Raw genomic sequence first — 22,722 nt, forward strand, 5'->3', positions numbered from 1 at the left:
GTCAGTTCGTGGCGCGCTGGTCAGGGTGAAAGCAACTTTGGGGGCTGGGGATTCTGGGGGGGATGATGATGGTGGTCCCCTTACGCAGTAACCCTGCGAAATTGATGGCATCTGGTGGATGCGGCCCTGCCTTGGCAGGGCTTTTTTATGGTAACTATCAGAACACTAAGGCTCGTTCGCGTCAGGCTGTGTCTGGCTTAGGCGCCAAGCTTACGGACCACTGCCCATTTTCTTCCTGCTTGAGCGACAGGAGATCGTAGGTCTTCACCATGTTGAGAAGGCCTGAATGCCCGTAGATGCCAGGGGAGAACCCGGAATCTGCTCGCTTCAGGTAGGAGCCTAAGGAGTTGAGGCTTACCTTTCCCTCTGGCGTGCTGCCGGCAAGCAGTGAGACAGCCTCGATAACGAAGCGAGGACGACGCTTCGGGAGCGGTGCGTTGGCGGTGGTCTTGGCTTCGTTACTGTGGTCAGCAGGATGCGGCGGCTCCTGAAGATCAGGCGGCTCTGGCGATGAGGCTTCTTGCGCGGACCACTCGAAGAACTGATCACAAGCATTGCGCAAAGCATCCGGGGTCTTTGCTTCGCCGACGATCAAAACCGTGGCGCCGCGCTCTCGAAGCTTCCTACAGAGGTAGGCGAAGTCGGAGTCGCTGGTCACCAGGCAGAAGATGTCGGCACGCTGATCGAAGAGCGCTTCCAGGGCATCCAAGGCTAGGGCGATATCGGAGGTGTTCTTCTTCGCTGCGTATTGGAACTGAAGGCATGGAGTGAATGCCTGGCGAACCAGGGCCTCTTGCCAAGAGTTGCCTAAGGTAGTGCGATTGCCATAGCCCCGTCGAAGCGTTACGCGCCCGGCTTGGGCCGCCATGAGGAGCGCGAAATCCACGATTTCGGGAGCAACGTTGTCGCAGTCAATCATTACTGCGACGGTCGATTCCTGCGGTTGAGCCATGAAGGTGTCCTATGTCTTTACGCTGGTCTAGCTTGAAGTCCAGGCGCAGCGCCTCTTGGTCGGAAGGCGACGCTTTCGTGTCAGGCTTGAAGTCTGGCCGCTAAGGCGTAGGTCGGGCTCGGATAGTCGGCAAACAGCTTGATGCGGATCATCGAAGCGCTGGAGCCATCACCGCCCGTCAATGGAACGTCTTGGAGAAGGTGCAAGCACTGACGATCAGATGGAAGCGGATCCTGCTCTGTGCAACCAATCCAGTTTCGCGCATCCCATCGCTTGCCAAGAATGATGGGCACCAGTGGGCTTTGCTCAATCGGGAAAGCACCGTGCACCGCGACCTGGTAGCCGTGAGCAATCTTGGCCAGCATCCGAACGAAAGACCAGATGTCCATCCTGTCCTGAAACTGCATCCCTACAGAGGCGTGCTCCCGAACTATCTCTCCTTTGCCAAGTCCCATGGTCAGCGTATCCATGGCGGAAACCTCTATCCCCTGTGCAGAAGGATCGGGCGGAAATTTAGGGTTGAGGAAGCCTGGGAGAGTGAGGACGGGGAGGTGCATGACTTTGACGCTTTGATCCCAAGGCAGATCGTGTTCAACCAAGGAATTGTCGGCGCGTATGAAGGTCTGTTTGATCGATTCCGTGGCGGGCCGTCGATGAGATTTTCGACCCTTTATTCCCAAAGACTGGCGGCCGCGATCCAAAAATCCGCGAAGCACTCTCATTTCGAACTGGGACGTAAGCTTTGCACACGGATCGCAGCTTGAATCTGGCAGTACGAGAGTTCCACCAAGGCCTTTTGGCACGATGTGCTCTTCGGTCAAGCGCCCTTGTGTAGCACCACAATAGATACACGCGCCAACTGGCTTGAAACGATGGGTAACAGGTGCCCGCAATCGAGTTGAATCCATTTAGCTACCAGCTCCTTCTGGGACCAGAAATGTCAGGGGCACGGTTCGGCGGCGTCCTAGCCTTGCCCATAGGCCTCGAATGTATCCCATGTAGCAAGGCTAGTCAGCGTGGAGGCTGGACTACCTCCCGGCTGGGCTGATTCTGCTTCGATGCTTAAGGATAGAACCTCTTTCTGTCCTTCAAGCATTGCTTGAATTGCCCCTTGGCATAGACTGGAAGCACCACGGCAGGCCTGTATTTCTCCAAGGTCTCTATCTGCTTCTTCCGCATTACGACGGGCTTCTTGTGAAAGTAGGCCTCGTGAAGCACCGGCACGCGCTTGCTTACAGAGTGGCCTGTGATCAGAGCAATGTCTTCGTCAGGGACGTTCTGGTGGTGGAGCTCTGTGGCGATGGTGTGGCGAAATGCATGGAACCCGACCCCTCTGGGGAAACCAAGGTCCTTCATGTAGCGGCTGAACTGGCTAAGCGCTGCCAGGCTGTAGCGAGCATTGGTCTCACCGGTCTTACGGTTCACGCCAGCGGATAGGTGTGGGAAGAGGCGAGGGTGGCCGCACTCTCTGATGTCATCCATGAAGTCCAGGAAGCCTGCGTCCAACAGGGGCTTCGGGATGGGGATCGTTCGGATAGATGCCTTGCCTTTTAGGCTTTGCCGACTCCTGAGCCTGGTCCGGTGCGCCAAGTCAGGATCCACAGTTTTCTGGATGCGGATACACCAGACCTCGCTCTCCTGGACGATGTCGGCGACCTTCAGCTGAGCGACTTCGTTGATGCGGGCACCTGTGTAGAGTCCGATCATGGGAAGCCACCATCGATGCGGATACTTGCTCGCCCAGGGAATGAACGTCTTGGGGTCGAAGATGCGGCGGAGGTCGTCTTCATCAAAGAGCCGCTCAGGCTTGTTGGGGTCGGTGGCCAGGTCCTTCTTGATCTCAGCGAACGCAGCCATAGGAGAGGCGTCAATGGCTTTGGTCTTGACCAGTTGATTGAAGAAAGAGACCAGGAAGCGTCGATGACGTTCAAGCGTTGCAGGCGCGAGCTGAGGAACATCTAGCTCCTTGCCGCAGGCAATGGCTTCGTCATAGCTGATACGTTGATAGGCGGGGTCAGAGAAGAGGCCTGGGGGCGACCAGCGCATGAGGTCCCAGAGCCGGTAGATGTGAGGGTGGTCAATGCGCGAGACCGGGATGTCGCCGCAGGTCATCTGGAGAAGCCGCAGGGTTCGGGCCGTGGAGTCGATGGTCTCTTGTGCGAGGCAGCGGCGTTCCCGGTCCCCCAGGTAGTCCTTGATCTCTACGGACAGAAGTCGGGCAGGGTGGCCTGCGGAGAGTGGCTCAAGGTAGCGCGTGCCTGCGGCATTGATGCGAGAGCGTCGGGAGCGCTCTATTGCAGCGTTGAGGATTTCTTGCGCATGGATGGCCGCTTCGCGTCCGGTGATGACTAGTTCATCAATCCGGAAGCGTCCGATCTTGACGCCCTTAAGGTGCAGCGTGTCATCGGCGTCGGGATTGAAAGGGAAGTCTTGAAGGAAGTTTTTTACTGTTTTTGGCATTGCACTGTCTCCGTAGATGATGGGAGCAGTGCTAAGGCCCGGCTTTGATTCGTCAAACGAGATCTAGAGTGTTGCCGCGTTGCTTAGGCATTCGCCGAAAAGTTGGAATTAGCGCGAAAAAGTTTAGAGGAAATTAGTGGGATGTGCGTTGCGAGGCGCTGTGGCGCAAGGGTTTTCTTTGGGTGACCGCTTCTATCTTGCAGTCATTTTTGTACTGTACGATTTTGAGGGTGCTTACGCCTAAGCGTGCTTTCTTACAGAATAGGCATGCAGGATATTTTCGGATTTGCGACGGGCATCACCATCCTCCATTCTCTTTGTTGGGTCGCCTCGCCCAGGCTCTATGGCAAGTGGCAACCCCGGTTAGGTTGAGTGGATGGGACTGCGTCCCTTTCGGGTCCGGACCGGTTGTCTAGGGGGAAAAGACCGTATAGCTTGTTCCCGGTGGATGGGGCAGTGGCGCTTAGCGTCCAAAGCTTCCTAGCTACCTTCTCTCTTTTTGCTACCAATTTCAGGTTTAAAGAATGACCAAGCCGTCACTCGATTCCATTGCCTCCGCCAAAGCCAAGCTTGCTGAAGAGCTGCGCAAGCTTGAGGAACAGGAAGTTCAGCTTCTCCAGGAACAAGCCGCTGATGCCTTCGCAGAAGTCGCCAACCTCGTGTCCCAATACGGCAAGAGCTTCTCTGCGAAGCAGCGCGCCGAGATCGTAAGCATGCTGGCGACGGATGTCCCTAAGAAGGCGGGAAGTGTGAAGAAGGAAGTCGCGCCCAAGTATTGGCTCCCACACACGGGCGAAACCTGGAGCGGCCGAGGCAGAACTCCTCGTGCGTTCGCTGCCTGGGAAGGGACTTCCGCTTACACAACTTGGAAGGCTTCCCATCCCAACGAAAAGTTCCCGGCGTTTCCGGGTTGAGAAGACAGAAGCCCCGCGATGCGGGGCTTCTGGCTAGCGGATGCTGTGTTTTCGCTCGGATACTTCAAGCCTCATTTATGACCGGCAGATAGCTTCTCGGCCACCTCAGCCCAGGTGACCTTCTTTATCATGGAAACTCCGGGTCTGTAGTCGGCGAAATAAACCTCATTGTCTGTGCTTGTCAGTTCCGGGAGAAATTTCCCTTCTTCGGGAAGGTGCCCGGTTCCGTAGCGACCCGAAGAATCAATCATTACAGCCGGCCTTCTATCTCCGCGTCTAAATATAGTTTCTATGCCGTTCTTAATTGCGGTCATGTCTACATTAACTATTGCTAGTGGTCGCAGAGTGTGATGTACCGGATTTAGGAAAGAGTCGACTGCGTCCGCACATAGGCGAAGTGCGCGGAGCAAAACTGGAAAAGAAAGCTTCTCCAGAATTGTCCTAGTGCTGCTCTTCTCGAATTCGCGCGGATAAAGGGCTGCCAGCTGTTGCAGATAGTCTCTCGCCTCGTCCTTGGCCTGATCTCCTATCTCATTATCTTCCGCACGCTTCATTAGAACGAGTACAGTCTGTTCACAGAAATGAATTGCGTTACTGCTGGCCTCCTTAAGCTCCTTGGGCGCACCCGCTGTAGTCTGCGGCTGTGAGAAATACTCGTAAGCAAACCCAAGGCTGAGGCCCAGGATGAAAGAGTCCGAATGTATTTCATGGTCGTCGCCTATTAGGTCCTCGTGGACCCACGCGACGATTTTATCAATGTGATCTTCGACTTTGGTGAAGTCGTTGGTTAGCGGCGGCGGCGGCCCAAGATCTTCGTAGGACAGTGAAAGCTGGGCTAGCTCGGCCATCAACACTACTGCTTCGGGCAGGATCCATTTAAAGCGCGCCGAATACACTGTTAACGATTCTTTATTGCGAGATTCTTCCGAATCTTGCAGGATAGCGTTCATGTTGACGCAGGTCGTGGCCAGCGATCCAAGGGTGATTCCCGCCTCTAGCAGGTCGCGAGATAATACCTTGCCTTCGGCGAATGGTGGCCTGTCAGTCATATATTCGATGAGCGGGACTGCAACTATCGGGTCGCGCCAATCAAGTTTGGATTGTGGTAAGAACGTAAGAAGAATATTGCGAACACTTTTCTGAGATATGAAATCTCTTGCGAAGTCCCCGGGGGCGCCCCAGAATTCATAAATCACTGGTTGGGATCGTAGTCTATGCGCGCTAACTTTCTGCTTCCAGTTGCTGTGATTCTCAATCTGTACATCATATTCTTCGGATAGCAGATCTATTGAGGTCTTAGGGATTTCATAACCTCCTTTGGGCATTGATCCATAGGATAGATCGTTCTCTTCAAGGAAATAAGAGGAAATCTTAGAAACCTTTGAGCGTTCATTCGCAGACGATCTCGAAGCGAAGACCCCGTAGTCGAAGGTGCACAGTGTTATTACCCATTGCAGTGGGAATGGGGATATATCTCTCCAAAGCAAAAGAAAGCCATGGGATCGCATGCGGTCCCCGCTTCTGGCGATCATATCAATTGCTGTTTGGATGAGTCTTGGAACTTCGATGTCGGTTGAAAGCGATTCTTGCTCGTTCTTGTCATAGAGAACTAAGTCGTAGCATTGAAGCGCATCGTCGGGGATGGTTGTGGAGCCAGTGAGACTCCAGGCTTCCACAATCTTGCAGCGAAGTTCTCTAGGAACTGCGTCGTAGTCGAGACTGAGCGCTAAGCACTGCTTTCCTGCCCAAGTTGTGAGGCCTGCCAGCCCGTGCGACATGAGATCTGACCAGTCCTTGGCAACTAGGACAAAGCAGATATCCATGTTGGACAAGAACGGGAAGAAGTTCTGAAGTTCATGCTCGTAACCTGCCAACTCCGAGATGGCTTGGCGCTCCGGCCCCTTGTCACGCTTTACTTCGAAGAGAACTATCACCCTCGACTCGGGGTTGTAAGCAATGATGTCAGGTCGAAGCACCTCACCCTTGTCTAGTGAAATGCTCCTGTCTATCGAAACTATTTCCAAATTGCGGAGTTGTTCCAGCACAAAATTTGATGATCTAGCGCTTGCCAGTCGGCTTGCGTAGTCAATTGAGAACTTCGGTATTACGTAGGGGTCGTCAATTGCAAGAGTGACTTCCTCAATGCTCTCTTTGCCTAAAATTGTCTCATGTAATTTATCAGACTCAATCAGGTCGACCAGCCAATTCGTAACTTCAGCTTCATTGCTAAGCTTTCGGCCCATCGGGGGCTTGATCTTCTTTGTTTTTGCCATCGTATCCTCCGTGATTTGATTGCGTTCCTAATTGATTTAGACCTTTGTAGCCTTCCAGGTCCGAAGGTCGAAAAGTAAAGCTGCGTCACCGGATCTGTTCCACACAGTTCGTCCAAGGTTCCAGTAAAAAACGTGTGTGGTGGTCCCTTGATCGTTCTCAAGTGTTGTGCTTTTGCCGTTTCGAGTTGCGAGCTGTATCCAGTCTCCTTTCTTTACGGATTTCTTTGGAAACCAGAAGAGATGACGAAGCTCATTCGATATGTGATTCTCGTCCGTATAGGTGGTGTCACAAACGAGGTAATAGCTAAGATTTTCTATGTCCTCTGTTATCTGGATCCATATAGATTCCTCTTGAAGGTTTCCTTTCGAATGAACGCTGTGCACATTTAAGCTGCTCATTGCAATCCTCAGTAATGTGACTTGGCTAACGACGGTGTCAGTGATTCTTTTGCGCAGGCCATGGCTTATTAAATTAATGAAGAGTAGCTTTTCGTTGAGAGTGTGGGCTTTCTGCGGGCTTCTCGGTTCATTCAGAAGAGTCATTCCTGTCGGAGAGCTTTCTCAGGAACTGTAGTGCTTCTTTTTGGCGCTTGTGATTGAGCTGAGACAGCACCAGAACGGCCTCAGCTACGACATCAGATGCCGCCAAGAAGTAGGCAGCAGGTAGGTCTAGAAGCTCCGCTAGCTTCTCGATTGTCTCCAAATCCGGCTTGTGCATCCCGCGTTCATATCGGCTGATCCGAGGGGCCGTCGTATTTGAATCATCCACGCCCATGAGCATTTCGCCTAGCTGAGCTTGGGTCCAGCCTTTGGCGACGCGTGCTGCGCGTAGGCGATGACCAAGGGCTGTGGGCGTGGGCTGAGGGGCGGGCATCCGGCAGAAACAAACACGTTGACTCTCCAGAGTTTGACCGCATAAGCTTAGCTGGTCATTTGCGTTCAACGCAAAATAGAACCTGGAGGCTGTCGTATGGATATGAGGTGCTGGGCAGTGGTGGGTCTCCTGGCGTTCGCTGCTTCTACCCAGGCAGCGCCCAGCCTGTCGTGCCAGCTGCAGAGCGGCCAGTTCAAGGCGGGTGGGGGAGGGAAGCCCAAGGTCTCCGAGTTCATCTGGGCCACCGGACATGCCTCCGTTCCCCCCACCGGCCCCATCCCAACGCGGATCGGCCGCATCGACCCCGTCGAAGGCTGGGACTACAAGCGCGCTATCAAGCTGGACGGCAAGCCCGTTCTGTTGCCTCCCGAAGCGCATAGCGTCATTGGCTTCGGCAAGGTCTACGACTTCAAGGACGCCATCGCGCTGGCTTACCTCGGCGAGCGTGAGGAGGACTCATCTGCGCGGCCTAGCCAGATCATCGTCGTCATCAACAAGGCCGGGGCAGTGATCGATAGCGAAGTGCTCCCTGGCACTGCAACCAATCCGGGCAGTCACTGCCTACTTATCGACTGATCAAGGAGCTGACATGAAGAAGCTTTGGACGCTTTCCGCCGCAGTGCTTCTGGCCGCCTGCTCGGGTGGCCCTGGTAGTGGCGATATTGAGAATGCGCTGACGGCGTATTTCAAAGAGGCAACAGGCACGACGATGACCTTTGAACGTCTCAAGGTGGGCGAGTGCGTGCGTGGGGACAGTCCGGGCTATGCGTGCAGTGTCACTGGAACCGCGCGGTATCAGCTGGGCACTCGCACTGAGCAACAGCAGCTTGTCGGCACTTTCGTCATCGACAAGGTCGATGGCACTTGGACTGTCGTAGATCGTCGCTGAATTCAAGTCCGCCACCAAGCACTGGCTAGGAGGTTCAGATGTGGATGTTTTTTAACGTGGTGCGTTGGCTCATCACGGTCGTGGCACTGTGGTGGCTTTGTAGCGTGGTGTTTGAGGAGGGCACTACAGCTGAAGGGGCCGTGTTCGGGCTGATGCTCTTCGGCCAGGCTGTCTTCTGGCCTCTCTTGCTTTTGTGGGGGCTGCCGTGGCTGCTCCGCCGCCGCTCAAGGCGCGCTCAAGCCCAAAAGTTCTACTGACGTTCGCCTGCGTGAGCCGAAATTGAGCATGAAGTAGCGCTCTACCATTCTCCAAACCATATGACATGTTCGTCCGCTCGGGGCGGACGAACATGTTGAATCAATTTAGTTGGCCATCTCACTCAGCTTTTGCAACCATCCCCGCACTTCACCTGCCGGGTCTCGGTTATCGAGCATTGCTGCGGTCATCTTAGGGAACGCGCTTCTGGCAAGGTGCTGCTTGGCCTTTTTCTCACCCATGGGAGCGCCAAGACCGCGATAGGCGGTATAAGCCTCCGCAAACATCACGGGTGTGGTCTTCCCATCGACCGGATGATCGTTCACTTCGACTCGAACTCCGAACGCCGCTTCGATAGCATCAGAATGAAGGTAGCATTCCATCTCATGCTTTCTGGTCTGAACTCCCCAAGAGCCGTCCTCTCTGGCATTTATCGCAGTGACCGCGTTTGCGTAATCTGCAACGTCGCCGTCGTAGATGTGCGCCTCTCTACGGCCAAGTCCTTTTAGGTAATTCGTATTAACCCAGTGGCCAAGCGTCCCGCCTCCTAGAGAGACGAATGCAAAACGTTGGTCAATTTCAAGGTTTGGCAGCGTTGGGTCCTGTGAATGCAGTGCTTTGCTAAGCGCTTTGAGAGCAGATATGTCATTGGGACCCTCAACGCAAAGCAAGACCTTGACTCGATTGTCCGGAGTCACTCCGAGTGCGTCTGCGACCATTCCGAAGACATCCACGCCGCTAAGTACAGTTGGCCAATTTGTGACTGCATCGCGACAGATAAAGCGAATGCTGTCTTGTGGTAGTTCTGAAGCAAAGCCAGGACTGTGCGTGGTAAGAATGACTTGGCACCCCGAATCCTCCGCTAAAGACTTAAATGAATCGATAAGAATTCGCTGGTTATTCGGATGCTGCGCTGTTTCTGGTTCTTCGATTGCGTAGATGATGCTTCGGCGGCTACTCGTCTTCAGTCTTCTTTCCGCTTCAGCTTTGAAGAAGCTAACAAGAACAAGCCGCCTGACGCCACTTCCACGCTTGTTTAGTGGGATGCCATCATCAGTAGTAAGGCCCACTGAAAAGAGTCCGAGCCACTTTGCTGCGGTAGGTGGAGTGAACTCAGGCGTTAATTCGCTGGCCAGATTCGGATCGAGCGTCATCAGTGCACGATGGGTGTGCTTGGCGATCTCTTCCGCTTTGTCCCTCACGCGTGCTTGGATTCTTGCTATGTCATCTTGCACCTCTGCCAATGCTGCGGAGACTGCCGCTTTCATTGGACTCTGCACTTCGTCGTCGGAATCTTTACTGCTACGGTCGCTTTGAAATAGAGCAAAGATTGGCAAGTGGGGTTCAATCTGTTCCCAAATGCGCTTCACATCTTCTTTGGGCTTGCTGACGGGAATTGCTTTCTCTGCTAGTTCAAGATCCTGGGTGGCCGCCCACAGAGCTCTTCTCATGCCAGGATTTCCTTTGAGCGCAACATCCAGCTTCAGTTCTTTCACTTTTGCCTGAAGCTCCCTCTCCTTCAGTTCTAAGAGATTGTCCACGCTTTGAGCTGTTGGGTGGTTGGCAATGATGAAGATTTCAGTCGCCGGTTTTTTCGCCGCGCATCCATAAATCTTCCGAATTTTGAGGTGCCCCTGCGGATTGAGCAGAAATTCATCCGCTAATGTGGTTTCCGCCCCAGCGTCCAAAGTCAGTTTTGAGGGGAGCTCCGAAAACGTACAGGTTATTTGCACATCGGTGCTGCCACTTCGAATATTTGCGTCGGTGGACTCCATTGAGATCAAGTCGCTATTGAAGAAGATCTCAAGCGCTTCCAGCAAGGTTGATTTGCCGATGTCGTTTTTTCCCACCAGCGTGGTCAAATCCGATAGTTTGACCTCTACCTCATGCTCATAGCAGCGAAAGTTCTTAACACTGACAGATTCCAGGCGCACTATATACCCCCTGTATTTATATGGCCTATTACTTCATGGGAGAGCTTTTGGTGTAGCGTCTGAAATCTACCACTTGCAAGATTATTTTTTCTGTAGGGAAATTCCTACGCGCTCCTTGCGGTGAAGGGGGGGAGAAGGGGCTAGCTCAACTCGATTCAGGGTGCTTCAAATGTCAGAAGCAAGAGCGCACTTAGGCATTGCCCTTCGGGCAATGCGTGCGCAAGAGGCTGTGCCCCTTGACCCCCTAGAAAAGCGCTTGCCAAAGCCTAAAACGTAGGCATAAAGGCAAGTGCGGGGGCCAAGAATAGGGAGCATCAATGGCCATTTATCACACCAGAGTAAAGACTTTCAGCCGTGCCCAGGGGCACGCATCTACCGCCGCCGCCGCTTACAGGGCGGGGCTGCTCATCATCGATGAGCGAACGGGGCTTCGGCACGACTACCGAAGGCGCGGTGGGGTCGTTGAGACCCGTTGCCTCGCTCCCGACAACGCTCCCGATTGGGCTTTCGATCCTCGGCAGCTCTGGCCAGCGGCAGAGGCTTCGAAGCGCCGAAAAGACGCCACCGTTGCCCGTGAGTTCGAGGTGGCTCTGCCGCACGAACTGAGCAACGAGCAGCGCTCAGACCTGACAGCCGAGATATCGCGCTGCCTGGTCCAGCGTTACAGGTTCGCAGTCCAGGCAAGCATCCATGAGCCGCAAACGGCGGATGGCCTCAACTATCACGTGCACATCCTTGCTACGACCAGGCGTATGGACGCAGACGGGTTGAAGGACAAGACCAGGGAGCTGGATGGTGGCCCCTCAGGTCGAGGGGAAGTGGAATGGATTCGCCAGATGGTAGGGCATGCCATCAATGCCCATCTTGCTGCTGCAGGTGTCTCGGCCCGTGTCGATCACCGTAGCCTTAAGGACCAAGCGGCAGAGGCCGCAGAGCAAGGAGATGAGCTCACAGCAGCGGAGCTTTCCCGTGCTCCAGGACTTCACATGGGCAAAGACGCGACGGCGCTTCATCGCCGAGGCGCCGATACAGTCCTTAAGCAGGGCAATGACGGAATTGCTCAGGCTAACAGCGCTGCTTGGGATCGCGCCGTCGCTGACCTGGCAGAGCAGGGCAGGTTGATGCAACCCGCATCCGATCAGATTGGGCCGGTCGCGCCGCGCGTAGTTGAACCTACTCCCGTCATCCAGACCCGGACGCCTTTTCATGTCGTTAGCCCTCTAGGTGTGGCGATGGGCGAAGACTCGCCGCGTGGGATCACGGTCGACAATCGGATGCGGCAGAGGGCTACGGCGTCCCAGCCTGCCTTGAAAGCAGTCTTGGAAATCTGGGCCGAAGCGTGGATTGAGGCGCTTCGAGATAGGCTCAAATTCACGCGCAGGTTGCTGCGCAACAGTGCCGCTTTGATATCCGCTCATGTGTCGGCGCCCAAGCTCCGTGGCGACTTGGAAGAACTGCTCGTGCGACTGAAGACGTTGAAGCGGGACGCTCTACGCTTCAAGCGTAGGCTGAAAGCTGAAGACCGTGCCCAGCACGTATTGGCCCAGGCAGAATTTGCCTTGGAGAACTTCGAAAGCCAAAACCCAAGGCCGGGCCTCTTGAATCGCTCAGACTGGTCGCGGCGTCGGGCGCGCCGTGTCAGAGCTGTTGATCTGGGGCGCGAGGAGTATCAGCGCGCTCACGAAGCCACTGGCCCGAAGGCTCAGGAAGACTACAACTGTCGAACAGGCGAGTCGTTGTCGCAGCTGGAGAACTGGAGTGAAGTGTTGCTTCGGAGATATCCGGTGGAGGATGCGCCCATTGACGCTCCTGAAGCTCCCATTCCAGCTGCCCCCTTGCTCCTAATCAATCCTGCCAGAGAGCCTGGAGCCCGGTTGCACTGATAGACAAGCGAAGGCCCCGGCGAACCGGGGCTTTAGCGAACTCTGTTCTCGTTGCCATCAATGGTAGGTAGGCCCCCGGGTGGGCTTGGACACTGCGCCACGGCGTTCTGAAATCATGTCGCTGAGCTGTACCTGGTCGCGTTCTACCACGGCTTCTCTGACCCTAACAGCAGGTTTCAGCGTGTGGTCGTCAGCAGGAGGCTTGGGGTGCATGCATCGGTTGATCAGCTCGTCGGCGATTTCGAGGGCATGGATGATGTCCTCTATCCGCTCCTGCGTGTCTCGTGTCCGGTCTTGGGCAATCAAAGGGCATAGCACTCGACTAGCGATAGCTAGCTTTCTTTCTAAGGGCATATGAAGCTCCTAACGTGGGGGAGCTTTCATAAAACCACCATTTGCGTTGATCGCAATAGTTGCGGCGTTTGTCAGTGCCAATGTTGGCCCGTTAGAGATACTCCTAGACGTTCCATGTAATTTGCCCGGCGCGGAGATCCGCTATCCCAGCAACTCCTTCAGTGCAGCGAGCTCAAGATTGAAGCTCAGGGATGACAGGCCTGCTGTTTTAAATTCAGGGGTGACCAGCCCATTGAGCTTTTCTGCCGGGGTGAATTCGCGGCTATAGACGGGATGGTGCTCATCATCAAGCTCGTGGCCGACGATCTGGGCGCGCATTTCTGAGGCGACACCGAAGCCCTGCATCTGCTGGATGACCGTCTTACGCAGGGAATGGAAACCGCGCTTGGCCTTGGGCCAGGTCTTCCCGTGCTCGGCGAGGTGGCGGGTAAAGGCCTTGGAGATCCAGTTCCCCGCGCCATTGACGGCATTGGCCTTCGCTTGGGGGAAGAGACGGCTTGAGGTAGGCAGGCTGGCAACATAGTCGCCGAAGCCCAGGGCCATCAGGTCAGCGTGGATCGGGACAGTACGAATACTAGCCTCGCTCTTGAGGCGTTGGTGCTCGCCGTCGTCATTAATATGGATGTAGGCCACGCCTCCCTCCGTTTGCACATCGCTCACTAGTAGCTGACCAACTTCAGAGGCGCGGGCACCCGTATACAGGCCCAACAAGGCTGCCCAGCGGGCGGCAGGTGACAAGGTGGCAAAGGCCGAGGGAGCAAAGAGAAGGCTGATTTGCTTCAGGTCGAAGGCCTTGAAGCCCAGCTTGCGCCGCTTTCGCTTGGCGCTATTGCCGTATGAGACATGGCTTCGGGCCGGATTGCTGTCTGTGTAGTAGCCAGCGGCAATCAACCAGTCGAAGAAGCCGCCCAGGTAGGACTGTTTGTTCACTCGGGTCGGGGTTGAGATGCCAGCATCGGCGAGTGACTGATAGAAGTTCGACAGGTCGATCCGGTTGATGCTCGGCAAGGGATAGTCAGGGCCGGTGGTGCGCACGAACCCGTCAATCGCCGACTTCTTGATGCTGTAGGTCTTGGGGATGGTGTCTGGGGCGATGGCCTTGAGCCAAAGATCACGCGCTTCCATCAGCGACAGGATCTTGCTGGGCTGCGGCTTGGAGGGGGCTGCTGGGGCTGCGGCTACCGGGCCGAAGAACGCAGGGTTGACCCGTCCGATGCTCTCGATGGCGCGAGTCAGCGCCTCGGTGTCTTCGCCTGGCTCCGCTTGGATACGCAGGGAGCCGTTGGCGTCTCGCTCCAGGGTGTAGTCCTGGAGCCGTTGTCCCCGAAGCTCCTGGAGCCATTGCTCTGCCGTCTTCTCGCCCATGCCGTTCTTCCTGATGGCGCTGAAGACTTCAGCATAGCGGGCGGCCAGGACTAGGGCGCAAGCCTGGGCGCTACGCATTTCGCGCGTTCGAAGGCTTCGCTTGAGAATTCGGCAGCCCAGAAGGGGCTGGAGATCGACGGGCACGCGCTGACGGAACGAAAAGCCCGCTGGCGTCTTGATCAAGTGATGGGGAACTCTCATCGGGATGTGTCCCGATTTGTGTCCTGCCCCTTGCTGGGCCCAGAAAAGCAAAACCCCTGACTTCTCAGGGGTTTGCAGAGTCTGGCGGAGAGAGGGGGATTCGAACCCCCGAAGCGCGGTTTAGACGCTTACACACTTTCCAGGCGTGCTCCTTCAACCGCTCGGACACCTCTCCGGACCTGCTGCGATAACCCGCTGCAGGGGCGCAGATTCTAGCGGGGGAATTGCAATCGCACAAGCGGTACGAACCGGAGGGCAGGGGGGCTGGACAGGCGTGGCACAATGGACGTCCCGATGAAGACGGTGGCCTGATGTCCTATCTCGTCCTTGCCCGCAAGTGGCGTCCGAAGCGTTTTGCCGAGCTGGTGGGCCAGGAACACGTGGTCCGTGCGCTCAGCAATGCGCTGGACAGCGGCCGGGTGCACCATGCGTTCCTGTTTACCGGCACCCGCGGGGTGGGCAAGACCACCATCGCGCGCATTTTCGCCAAGTCGCTGAATTGCGAGCAGGGCACCAGCGCCGACCCGTGCGGCCAGTGCCCGGCCTGCCTGGACATCGACGCCGGGCGCTACATCGACCTGCTCGAGATCGATGCCGCGTCCAATACCGGCGTGGACGATGTCCGCGAGGTGATCGAGAACGCCCAGTACATGCCCTCGCGCGGCAAGTACAAGGTCTACCTGATCGACGAAGTGCACATGCTGTCCAAGGCGGCCTTCAATGCGCTGCTGAAGACGCTGGAAGAGCCGCCGGAACACGTGAAGTTCCTGCTCGCCACCACCGACCCGCAGAAGCTGCCGGTGACGGTGCTCTCGCGCTGCCTGCAGTTCAACCTGAAGCGGCTGGACGAGGACCAGATCCAGGGCCAGATGACCCGGATCCTGGCCGCCGAGGAAATCGAGTCCGACCCGACCGCGATCGTGCAGCTGGCCAAGGCCGCCGACGGCAGCCTGCGCGACGGCCTGTCGCTGCTCGACCAGGCCATCGCCTATGCCGGCGGCGCGCTGCGTGAAGACGTGGTGCGCACCATGCTGGGCACGATCGACCGCACCCAGGTGGCCGCCATGCTGGAGGCCCTGGCCGATGGCGATGGCGTGCGCCTGCTGCAGGTGGTGGCCGCGCTGGCTGAATTCTCGCCGGACTGGAGTGGCGTGCTCGAGGCGCTGGCCGAAGCCCTGCACCGCATCCAGGTGCAGCAGCTGGTGCCGGGCGCGCAGGCCGATGGCGAGGGGATCGATGCCGCCGCCTTTGCCCAGCGCCTGCGCCCGGAAGTGGTGCAGCTCTGGTACCAGATGGCGCTCAGCGGCCGTCGCGACCTGTACCTGGCCCCGAGCCCGCGTGCGGGCTTTGAAATGGCCGTGCTGCGTATGCTGGCCTTCCGCCCGGCCGCCGCCGTGCCGCCGGTGCCGCGCGATCCGGGCACTGGCATGGACGTGGGCAGTGGAACCGCAGGCAGCGTGCAGGGCAGTGGCATGGCCGCGGCACCTGCCGCAGTGGCCGCGGCCGTCGCCGTGCCTGCGCCGGTCATCGCCGCGCCGGTTGCGGTCGCCGCTCCATCGGTGGCGCCGCCGGCGCCTGCCGAGGTCGCGCGGCCGGCGCCCGCACCGGCGCCTGAACCCGCACCGGAAGACGATCCGCCGCCGTGGCACCCGACCGGGGCGGAGGAGCGTGACGAGGCGCTGGCCGCGGAAATGGCCAGCCCCGACGCGGCCATGGTCGCGCCGTGGGAGGCGCCGCCGTCCCGTCCGGCCCCGCCGCCGGTCGCGGTTGCCGCCCCCGTCGCCGCGCCGCGCCCGCAGGGCATCGCCATCACCCCGTCCGCCGCGCCGGCCCCGGCGGCCGCGCCTGCCGCTATGCCGATCACGCTGTCCTCGCCGGAGGCCTGGCTGGAACTGGTCGCCCAGAGCCAGCTCAACGGGCCGTCGCGACAGTTGGCCGCGCATGCGGCGTTCATCAGTTTCCAACACGGTGTCTTGAAACTGGCGGTATCGCCCGGATTTGAGTACCTGTGTTCAGATCGTTCGCTGGCAGCGCTGACCGATGCGCTGTCCGGGCCGCTGGGGCAGACCCCGCGGATCGTGATCGAACACGGCAACGCCGAGGCCGAAACGCTGCACCAGCGTTCCGACCGCCAGCGTGGCGAGCGGCAACAGGCGGCAGAAACCGCCTTCATGGCCGACCCGCAAGTGCAGATGCTGGTCCAGCAGCACGGTGCGCGGGTCGTGGCCGATTCCATCCGTCCTTTTGATGAGTAACACGACATGCGCGGCAACATCGCTCAATTGATGCAGCAGGCCCAGAAGATGCAGGAAAACCTGCAGAAGGCCCAGGAAGAACTCGCCAAGCTGGAAGTCACCGGCAGCGCGGGCGGCGGCATGGTCAGCGTGACCCTGACCGGTGCCAAGGAATGCCGCAAGGTGCGGATCGATCCGTCGATCCTGGCCGATGCGGAAATGACCGAAGACCTGGTGGCCGCGGCGTTCAACGATGCGTCCAACAAGATCGATGCGGAGTCCAAGAACCGCATGGGGTCGGCCACCGCCGGCATGCAGCTGCCGCCGGGCATGAAGCTGCCGTTCTGAGCCCGTGCGCGCGGTGGGCCTGCCCGCCGCCCCGCTGGCAACCGCGACGCGAAGCCCCCGGGCTTCGCGCGCTTGTTTCCGAGATGAGCCCACCGCCATGAGCCTGCCCCTGCTCGAACAACTGATCGAGGCCTTCCGCGTGCTGCCGGGCGTGGGGCAGAAGACTGCCCAGCGCATGGCCTACCACGTGCTCGAGCGCGAACGCGAGGGTGGGCAGAAGCTGGCTGAGGTCCTGGCCAAGGCGATCGAGCGTATCGGTCACTGTGCGCAGTGCCGCGATTTCAGCGAGACCGAGATCTGCGCGGTGTGTGCCAACGGCAGCCGCGAACGCCAGCAGCTGTGCGCGGTGGAGTCGCCGGCCGACCGCCTGGCGATCGAGCATGCGACGGGGTTCCGCGGGGTGTACTTCGTGCTGCAGGGGCGCTTGTCGCCGCTGGATGGGGTGGGCCCGCGCGAGCTCGGCTTGGACCAGCTTGAGGCACGCCTGAAGCAGGGCGAGGTGCAGGAGTTGATCATCGCCACCAGCGCCACCGTGGAAGGCGAGGCCACGGCGCATTACCTGGCGCAACTGGCGCGCGCGCACGCGGTGCGACCCAGCCGGCTGGCCCAGGGCCTGCCGCTGGGCGGCGAGCTGGAGTACGTGGACCGCGGCACGCTGTCGCACGCGTTCGGCACCCGCACCGAAATCCAGGAATGACCGCAGCGCCGACGCGCCGGCGCCGCGCGTCGGCCGGCTTCCCGAGGACCGAGGCCCTCATCCGCGCTAAGCTCCAAGGCCCTGTTCCAACTGGTGCCCCATGAGCCAAGACACCCTGTTCGGCAAGATCATCCGCCGCGAAATCCCCGCCACCATCGTCTATGAGGACGAGGACGTGCTCGCCTTCAAGGACATCGCGCCGCAGGCGCCGGTGCACGTGTTGTTCATCCCGAAGAACGAGGCGATCCCGACCCTTGATGACGTGCAGCCTTCGCAGGCGCACCTGATCGGCAAGCTGGCGCTGGCCGCCGCCGAGTACGCCCGCCGCGAAGGCTTCGCCCAGGACGGCTACCGGATCGTGATGAACTGCCGCGAGCATGCCGGGCAGACCGTATTCCACATCCACCTGCACCTGCTGGCCGGCGCCCCCCTGGGGCACTTCGGCACGCCCAACGCCTGAAGCACCCAACCACGACGCCCCCGCGTAGAGCCACCCCATGGGTGGCTGCACGTAAAGTCGGATCCGGTAGAGCCACCCCACGGGTGGCTGCACGCATCGCCGGATGAGGTAGATCCACCCCATGGGTGGCTGCACGCATCGCCGGATCGGGCTGCACGCAGCGCCGGATCCAAAAGCAGCCACGCATGGCGTGGCTCTACCGCGCGCAAAGAAAAAGCCGCACGACGGCGGCTTTTTCTTTCAACGCATACCGACCAACGGTCGGCCGCTAGGTGGTTACCACCAGCCCCAGCCGCGGTAGCCCCAACCCGGGCCCCAGCCCGGCGGGCCCCACGGGCCGTACGGGTAAGCGGGCACCACATCGACCTGGCGCACTTCCGGCCACAGGTAGATGACGTCGGCCTCCAGCTTGGGCAGGCGGTAGTCGTACTCGCCGATACGGGTGCTCTCGTACCCGGCGATCTTGCCGATGAAGGTCACGTCGCGGCCCGGCTCGAACACGGCCGGATCATAGAACCCAGCGCGGCAGGCGATGAAGCGACCGTCGCTGGCGTCGGCCGAGGTGGTGCTCGGGCGGCCGCTGCCGTTGAGCGGGCGCGAGATCAGCTGGAAGCAGGTCTGGCCCTGGCCCGGGTTGGTCTCGATGATGCGCCCGCCCCAACGAACCGGCGTGCCCACCTGCTGGGTCGGCACCGCATCGCGCGGGCTGACCATGCTGAACTGGCCTTGCAGCGGTTTGGGTGCGGTCGCGCAGGCGGCCAGCGCCAGGGAAGCGGCGAGGGGAAGCAGAATCTGGATCTTCATGGGGATGCTCCGGAGGACGGGCGATGCCTGCGCAGGTCGCGCAATAATGAAGTGAGGTCGACGTCCGCGCCAGCGTAGCGCGCGAGAACGAAACGGCTGCTGAGTGACAGCAGCGCCGGGTCGGGACGTTGCTGGTGCACGCGCCGGGCCCAATGGCCCGCCGGTTCGGCGTGGTCACGGGCCAGGCCCAGCCTGGCGTAACGCTGGCCCATCCGATGCCAGGCGCGCAGCAGGGGGTCGCGCTCGCGTTCGCCGCGGGCCAGCAGCCACGCCATCCACCCTAGCGCGACCAGTGCGAAGAGGGTGAAAACGCCAATCAACTGCGCCGGCTCCAGTTTGTCCACGCCGAAGGGCCGCAGCAGTTGCTGCTGGCGGGTGGCGTTGAAGGACAGCACCAGGTCGTTCCAGCCGCGACGCAGCCAGTCGCTGGCCTGGCCCAGTTGCACCCAGCGGCTTTCCAGGGTGGCATCGCCACCGACCTGAAGGCGATCTTCCAGAGTGTCGTAGATGCGCTCGGGCGCCACGGCGGCAGTCGGGTCCACCCGCACCCAGCCACGCCCGGGCAGCCAGACCTCGGCCCAGGCGTGGGCATCCATGCGCCGAACCACCCAGTAGTCGCCGTAGCGGTTGCGGGTGCCGCCGGCAAAGCCGGTCACCACCCGGGCGGGAATGCCGGCGTTGCGCATGAGCACCACGAACGCCGAGCTGAAGTGCTGGCAGAAACCGGCCTGCTGGTCGAACAGGAACTCGTCCACGCCATCACGCCCGGGCAGCGGCGTGCTCAGGGTGTAGGCGAAACGCGCGCGGATCCACGCCATGGCACGGCGCACGATCGCCTCGTCGTCGTTACCGGCCTCACTGCGCCACTGGTGGGCCAACGTGGCCGTGCGCGGGTTGAACCCCTGCGGCAACTGCAATGCCCGGCGCCGTTGATAGGGCGAGAGATCCTCGACGTAGCCGGTGGCCGGCGCGGACTGCATCCGCCAGCGGGTGAGGGCGGTCAGGCTGGCCTGGCTGCGCAGGCTGTGGTCGGCGCCCAGCTCGCTGCCGGGGGGCGCCTGCATAGGCAGGTCCAGGGCGACGAGTTGCCGACGGTCGGTGGGTTCGTAGTCGATCTGATAGTCCCAGCGCGTTGCGCCGTGGGTGACCTCCGGCGGCGCGCGTCCGAGCGCGCTGCGGTCCTGTTCCCACACCCGGCCGTCGAAGTAGGTCATCACCGGGCCGCGCCAGTAACGCTGCTGGGGTGTCGGCACGGGGCCGAAAAACTGCACGCGCAGCGCCGGGCTGTCATCGGCCATCAGGTCCAGCCATTGGCCCGGCTCCATCTGATCGGACAGTCCTGGCTTGCCGACCGCGCGTTCCGGGATGCCCCAGAGCGGCTCGCTCAGCCGCGGGAACAGCCAGAAACCGGCCAGCGCCAGCGGCAGGCCGAGGGCGATCAGCCGGCCCACGCCGCGGATCTGCCCGCCGAGGGGTGGCGTAGGCGCCTGGCCTTCGGCCTGCGCCAGCCGCTGCAGGGTGAGCAGCGCCGTCAGCGCGGCCAGCACCGCCAGCGCCATGGTGGACGGCCCCTGGTCGAGCAGGAAGGCCGCGAACGGTGAGAACAACGCAAAGCCGAGCAGGCTGCGGGCATCGCGCAGGCTGCGCAGTTCGCTGGACTTGAGCGCCAGCATCGCCGCCAGCAGCGCGCAGCCGGTATCGCGGCCGGGACGGGCGCCCATCTGCCAATAGATCGCGGCCAGCATGCCCAGCACCAGCAGCAGGCGCAGGGGAGCCGGCAGCACGCGCTGGCGCGAGACCAGCGCGATGAGGACCGCGACCAGCGCGATGATCGCGGCCAGCAGGTCGGGCAACTGCAGCAGCAGCGGCACCAGGCCCAGGGCGGCGCTGGCCAGTGTCCAGTGGCGCGCGCTCGGACTCAGGAGGGGCGAGGTCGGCTCAGCCATGCGGCATCAGCGCCAGTGCGCGTTGGCAAAGGTGGTGGTGGGCACTGCCATTGCCGGGCCCCAGTGCGGGTTGCCCGGGCAGCAGCAGCGTATAGCGGCGGCCATCGCGTTCGGCCATGTCGACCCAGCGCGCCAGCCGCGCGATCCGCGTTTCCACCGGCAGCGTGGACACCTGCCGCCAGTCGAGCAGTACATCCATGCCAACCGGCTTTTCATACTCGCGCACCAGCAGGGTGTCGCGCCGCGCCGAGTGCTTCCAGGCGATGCTGCGTTGCGGGTCGCCGGCGCGATACGGGCGCAGCTGGTGCAGTTCGTCGCCACTGGCGTGCACGCGGGTATGCAACGGGTCACCGCCGCTTTCCGGCAGCGGGGGTGCCTGGGTGGCCGGTGCGGCATAGACCAGCAGCGGGGCATCGGGCCACACCCACGACCAGGCGCGCACCAGGCCGAGCGGCTGGGTGGTGGAGATCCGGATGCGGTCCAGGTCCAGCCAGCCACGGCGGACGGTGGGCAGTGCCAGGTCCACTTCGATCTGGTCGCTGTCGATCAGGTGGCCAAAGGTGGTCGCCTCGGCATGGGCCACTTCCAGCCCACGCCGCGCGCGCGCATCCGGGCGCGACAGGATGATCCGCAGCCGCATCGGCACGCCGGCATGCACCGGTTCGGCCGAGACCGCGTCGATGCGCAGGCCGGACAACTGCAGGTGCGCGCTGATGGTGCTGGCGATCGCCACGGTGGCCAGCAACAACGCCAGCAGCATGGCCGGGTTGTTGTTGTAGTTCAGCGCACCCAGCAGCATCGCGCCCAGCAGCGTCGCCACGAACAGGCCGAACCGGGTGGGCAGCACATAGATCCGGCGCCGGTCCAGGCGACGCGGCAACGTCTCCGGTCGGCGCGGTCGCGCCAACAACTGCAGTGTCCGCCAGCGGTCTCCCCAGCCGCGACGCATCGTCAATCCACCGGCACGGTCTGGAGGATGGCGCGCGCCAGCGCCGGTCCGTTGCTGGCTTCCGCCTCGGGGACCAGGCGGTGCCCGGCCACGGCCACGAACAGGGTCTGCACGTCTTCGGGCACCACGTGCGCGCGACCGAGCAGCAGTGCATGCGCCTTGGCCGCACGCAGCAGGGCCAGTCCGGCACGCGGCGAGAGCCCCACGCGCACGCCGGCGTGCTGGCGGCTGCGGGTGAGCAGGGCCTGCACGTAATGCACCAGCGCATCGCTGGCATGCACCTGGCTGGCGGCCTCGCGCAGCGCGCGCACCTGGCCGTCGTCCAGCCGCGGTGTGGCCTTGGCGATCAGGTGGCGGCGGTCGGTACCGCGCAGCAGTTCGCGCTCGGATTCGGGGTTGGGATAGCCCAGTGCCAGGCGCAGCAGGAAGCGGTCCAGCTGCGAATCGGGCAGGGGGAAGGTGCCCGACAGGTCGACCGGGTTCTGCGTGGCGATCACGAAGAACGGGTCCGGCAGCGGATGGGTCACTCCGTCCAGCGTGACCTGCTGCTCGGCCATCGCCTCGAGCAGCGCGCTCTGCGTGCGCGGCGGCGCGCGGTTGATCTCGTCGGCCAGCAGCACGTGGGTGAACACCGGTCCGGTATGGAACTGGAACTGGCGGCTGGTCGCGTCATAAACCGAGACGCCGAGCACGTCGGCAGGCAGCAGGTCGGAGGTGAACTGCACGCGCTGGAAGCCCAGCCCCAGGCTGGAGGCCATCGCGTGGGCCAGGGTGGTCTTGCCCAACCCGGGCAGGTCTTCGATCAGCAGGTGGCCGCCGGACAGCAGCGCGACGAACGCCAGGCGCACTTCGTGTGCCTTGCCCAGCACCAGCCCGTTGACCTGGTCCTGGGCGCTGCGAAGGGCCTGTCGCAGTACATCGGTTAGCATG

Annotated in this window: 20 protein-coding genes and 1 tRNA gene; 9 read left to right on the forward strand and 12 right to left on the reverse strand. The window is 60.6% G+C overall.

Features of this window, described 5'->3' with window-relative positions:
• Nucleotides 1–181: 181 nt before the first annotated feature.
• The 3 genes from AC06FD_RS06685 to AC06FD_RS06695 all read right to left on the reverse strand — a co-directional run bounded on the left by AC06FD_RS06685 (nt 182) and on the right by AC06FD_RS06695 (nt 3,412).
• A complete protein-coding gene (locus AC06FD_RS06685; protein ID WP_478077384.1) occupies nt 182–952 on the reverse strand; it encodes an NYN domain-containing protein in 771 nt (256 codons plus the stop codon).
• An 80-nt stretch (nt 953–1,032) separates the two neighbouring features.
• The gene (locus tag AC06FD_RS06690; protein WP_478077386.1) at nt 1,033–1,860 is read right to left on the reverse strand and encodes an HNH endonuclease; all 828 of its coding nucleotides are present in this window, start codon (nt 1,858–1,860) and stop codon (nt 1,033–1,035) included.
• 154 nt (nt 1,861–2,014) lie between these two features.
• A complete protein-coding gene (locus tag AC06FD_RS06695) occupies nt 2,015–3,412 on the reverse strand; it encodes a site-specific integrase (RefSeq protein ID WP_478077387.1) in 1,398 nt (465 codons plus the stop codon).
• A gap of 524 nt (nt 3,413–3,936) precedes the next feature.
• Here AC06FD_RS06695 and AC06FD_RS06700 point away from each other — a divergent pair.
• Complete coding sequence (locus AC06FD_RS06700; protein ID WP_074726082.1) at nt 3,937–4,326, forward strand: H-NS histone family protein; 390 nt, start codon at nt 3,937–3,939, stop codon at nt 4,324–4,326.
• 71 nt (nt 4,327–4,397) lie between these two features.
• Here AC06FD_RS06700 and AC06FD_RS06705 read toward each other — a convergent pair whose 3' ends face one another.
• The gene (locus tag AC06FD_RS06705) at nt 4,398–6,599 is read right to left on the reverse strand and encodes a hypothetical protein (RefSeq protein WP_478077388.1); all 2,202 of its coding nucleotides are present in this window, start codon (nt 6,597–6,599) and stop codon (nt 4,398–4,400) included.
• A gap of 526 nt (nt 6,600–7,125) precedes the next feature.
• Complete coding sequence (locus AC06FD_RS06710) at nt 7,126–7,473, reverse strand: helix-turn-helix domain-containing protein (protein WP_478077757.1); 348 nt, start codon at nt 7,471–7,473, stop codon at nt 7,126–7,128.
• A 117-nt stretch (nt 7,474–7,590) separates the two neighbouring features.
• On the opposite strand from AC06FD_RS06710, the gene AC06FD_RS06715 reads away from it, so the two are divergent.
• From AC06FD_RS06715 to AC06FD_RS06725, 3 genes are read left to right on the forward strand one after another with little or no spacing between them, the layout of a single operon-like run.
• Nucleotides 7,591–8,049 (forward strand): hypothetical protein, encoded by a 459-nt coding sequence (locus tag AC06FD_RS06715; RefSeq protein ID WP_478077389.1) that lies wholly within the window; start codon nt 7,591–7,593, stop codon nt 8,047–8,049.
• Nucleotides 8,050–8,062: 13 nt separating this feature from the next.
• A complete protein-coding gene (locus AC06FD_RS06720) occupies nt 8,063–8,362 on the forward strand; it encodes a hypothetical protein (RefSeq protein WP_478077390.1) in 300 nt (99 codons plus the stop codon).
• A 38-nt stretch (nt 8,363–8,400) separates the two neighbouring features.
• The gene (locus AC06FD_RS06725; protein WP_478077391.1) at nt 8,401–8,619 is read left to right on the forward strand and encodes a hypothetical protein; all 219 of its coding nucleotides are present in this window, start codon (nt 8,401–8,403) and stop codon (nt 8,617–8,619) included.
• A 105-nt stretch (nt 8,620–8,724) separates the two neighbouring features.
• Here the strand turns inward: AC06FD_RS06725 and AC06FD_RS06730 are convergent, their stop codons facing one another.
• Nucleotides 8,725–10,551: an ATP-binding protein gene (locus tag AC06FD_RS06730; protein WP_241874602.1), complete on the reverse strand. Its 1,827-nt coding sequence runs from the start codon at nt 10,549–10,551 to the stop codon at nt 8,725–8,727.
• A gap of 317 nt (nt 10,552–10,868) precedes the next feature.
• On the opposite strand from AC06FD_RS06730, the gene AC06FD_RS06735 reads away from it, so the two are divergent.
• Nucleotides 10,869–12,434 carry a MobA/MobL family protein gene (locus AC06FD_RS06735; RefSeq protein ID WP_478077392.1) on the forward strand — a complete coding sequence of 522 codons (1,566 nt, stop codon included), beginning with the start codon at nt 10,869–10,871 and terminating at the stop codon, nt 12,432–12,434.
• A gap of 495 nt (nt 12,435–12,929) precedes the next feature.
• Here AC06FD_RS06735 and AC06FD_RS06740 read toward each other — a convergent pair whose 3' ends face one another.
• Nucleotides 12,930–14,354 carry a DUF6538 domain-containing protein gene (locus AC06FD_RS06740; RefSeq protein ID WP_478077393.1) on the reverse strand — a complete coding sequence of 475 codons (1,425 nt, stop codon included), beginning with the start codon at nt 14,352–14,354 and terminating at the stop codon, nt 12,930–12,932.
• Between the two features lie 82 nt (nt 14,355–14,436).
• Nucleotides 14,437–14,529 (reverse strand) — tRNA-Ser (locus tag AC06FD_RS06745).
• Between the two features lie 136 nt (nt 14,530–14,665).
• Here AC06FD_RS06745 and dnaX point away from each other — a divergent pair.
• The 4 genes from dnaX (at nt 14,666) to AC06FD_RS06765 (ending at nt 18,093) form a co-directional block, all read left to right on the forward strand.
• The gene (dnaX, locus tag AC06FD_RS06750; protein WP_478077394.1) at nt 14,666–16,609 is read left to right on the forward strand and encodes a DNA polymerase III subunit gamma/tau; all 1,944 of its coding nucleotides are present in this window, start codon (nt 14,666–14,668) and stop codon (nt 16,607–16,609) included.
• A gap of 6 nt (nt 16,610–16,615) precedes the next feature.
• Nucleotides 16,616–16,936, forward strand: coding sequence for a YbaB/EbfC family nucleoid-associated protein (locus tag AC06FD_RS06755; protein ID WP_259210031.1), 321 nt, complete (start codon nt 16,616–16,618; stop codon nt 16,934–16,936).
• A gap of 97 nt (nt 16,937–17,033) precedes the next feature.
• Nucleotides 17,034–17,633, forward strand: coding sequence for a recombination mediator RecR (gene recR, locus AC06FD_RS06760; protein ID WP_478077395.1), 600 nt, complete (start codon nt 17,034–17,036; stop codon nt 17,631–17,633).
• Between the two features lie 100 nt (nt 17,634–17,733).
• A complete protein-coding gene (locus AC06FD_RS06765) occupies nt 17,734–18,093 on the forward strand; it encodes a histidine triad nucleotide-binding protein (protein ID WP_259210034.1) in 360 nt (119 codons plus the stop codon).
• Between the two features lie 276 nt (nt 18,094–18,369).
• On the opposite strand, the gene AC06FD_RS06770 is transcribed toward AC06FD_RS06765, so the two are convergent.
• Genes AC06FD_RS06770 through AC06FD_RS06785 form a run of 4 tightly spaced genes read right to left on the reverse strand, consistent with a single transcriptional unit; the run spans nt 18,370 to nt 22,721 of the window.
• Nucleotides 18,370–18,897, reverse strand: a complete 528-nt coding sequence (locus AC06FD_RS06770; RefSeq protein WP_259210035.1) for a Slp family lipoprotein — start codon at nt 18,895–18,897, stop codon at nt 18,370–18,372.
• On the reverse strand, nt 18,894–20,843 hold the full coding sequence (locus tag AC06FD_RS06775) for a transglutaminase TgpA family protein (protein WP_478077396.1): 1,950 nt from the start codon (nt 20,841–20,843) through the stop codon (nt 18,894–18,896). The genes AC06FD_RS06770 and AC06FD_RS06775 overlap by 4 nt, the downstream gene beginning before the upstream one ends.
• On the reverse strand, nt 20,836–21,792 hold the full coding sequence (locus tag AC06FD_RS06780; RefSeq protein WP_259210037.1) for a DUF58 domain-containing protein: 957 nt from the start codon (nt 21,790–21,792) through the stop codon (nt 20,836–20,838). The genes AC06FD_RS06775 and AC06FD_RS06780 overlap by 8 nt, the downstream gene beginning before the upstream one ends.
• A gap of 2 nt (nt 21,793–21,794) precedes the next feature.
• A complete protein-coding gene (locus AC06FD_RS06785) occupies nt 21,795–22,721 on the reverse strand; it encodes an AAA family ATPase (protein WP_259210038.1) in 927 nt (308 codons plus the stop codon).
• Nucleotide 22,722 lies beyond the last annotated feature (1 nt).

Source organism: Stenotrophomonas sp. Steno-Z1 (assembly GCF_056393175.1).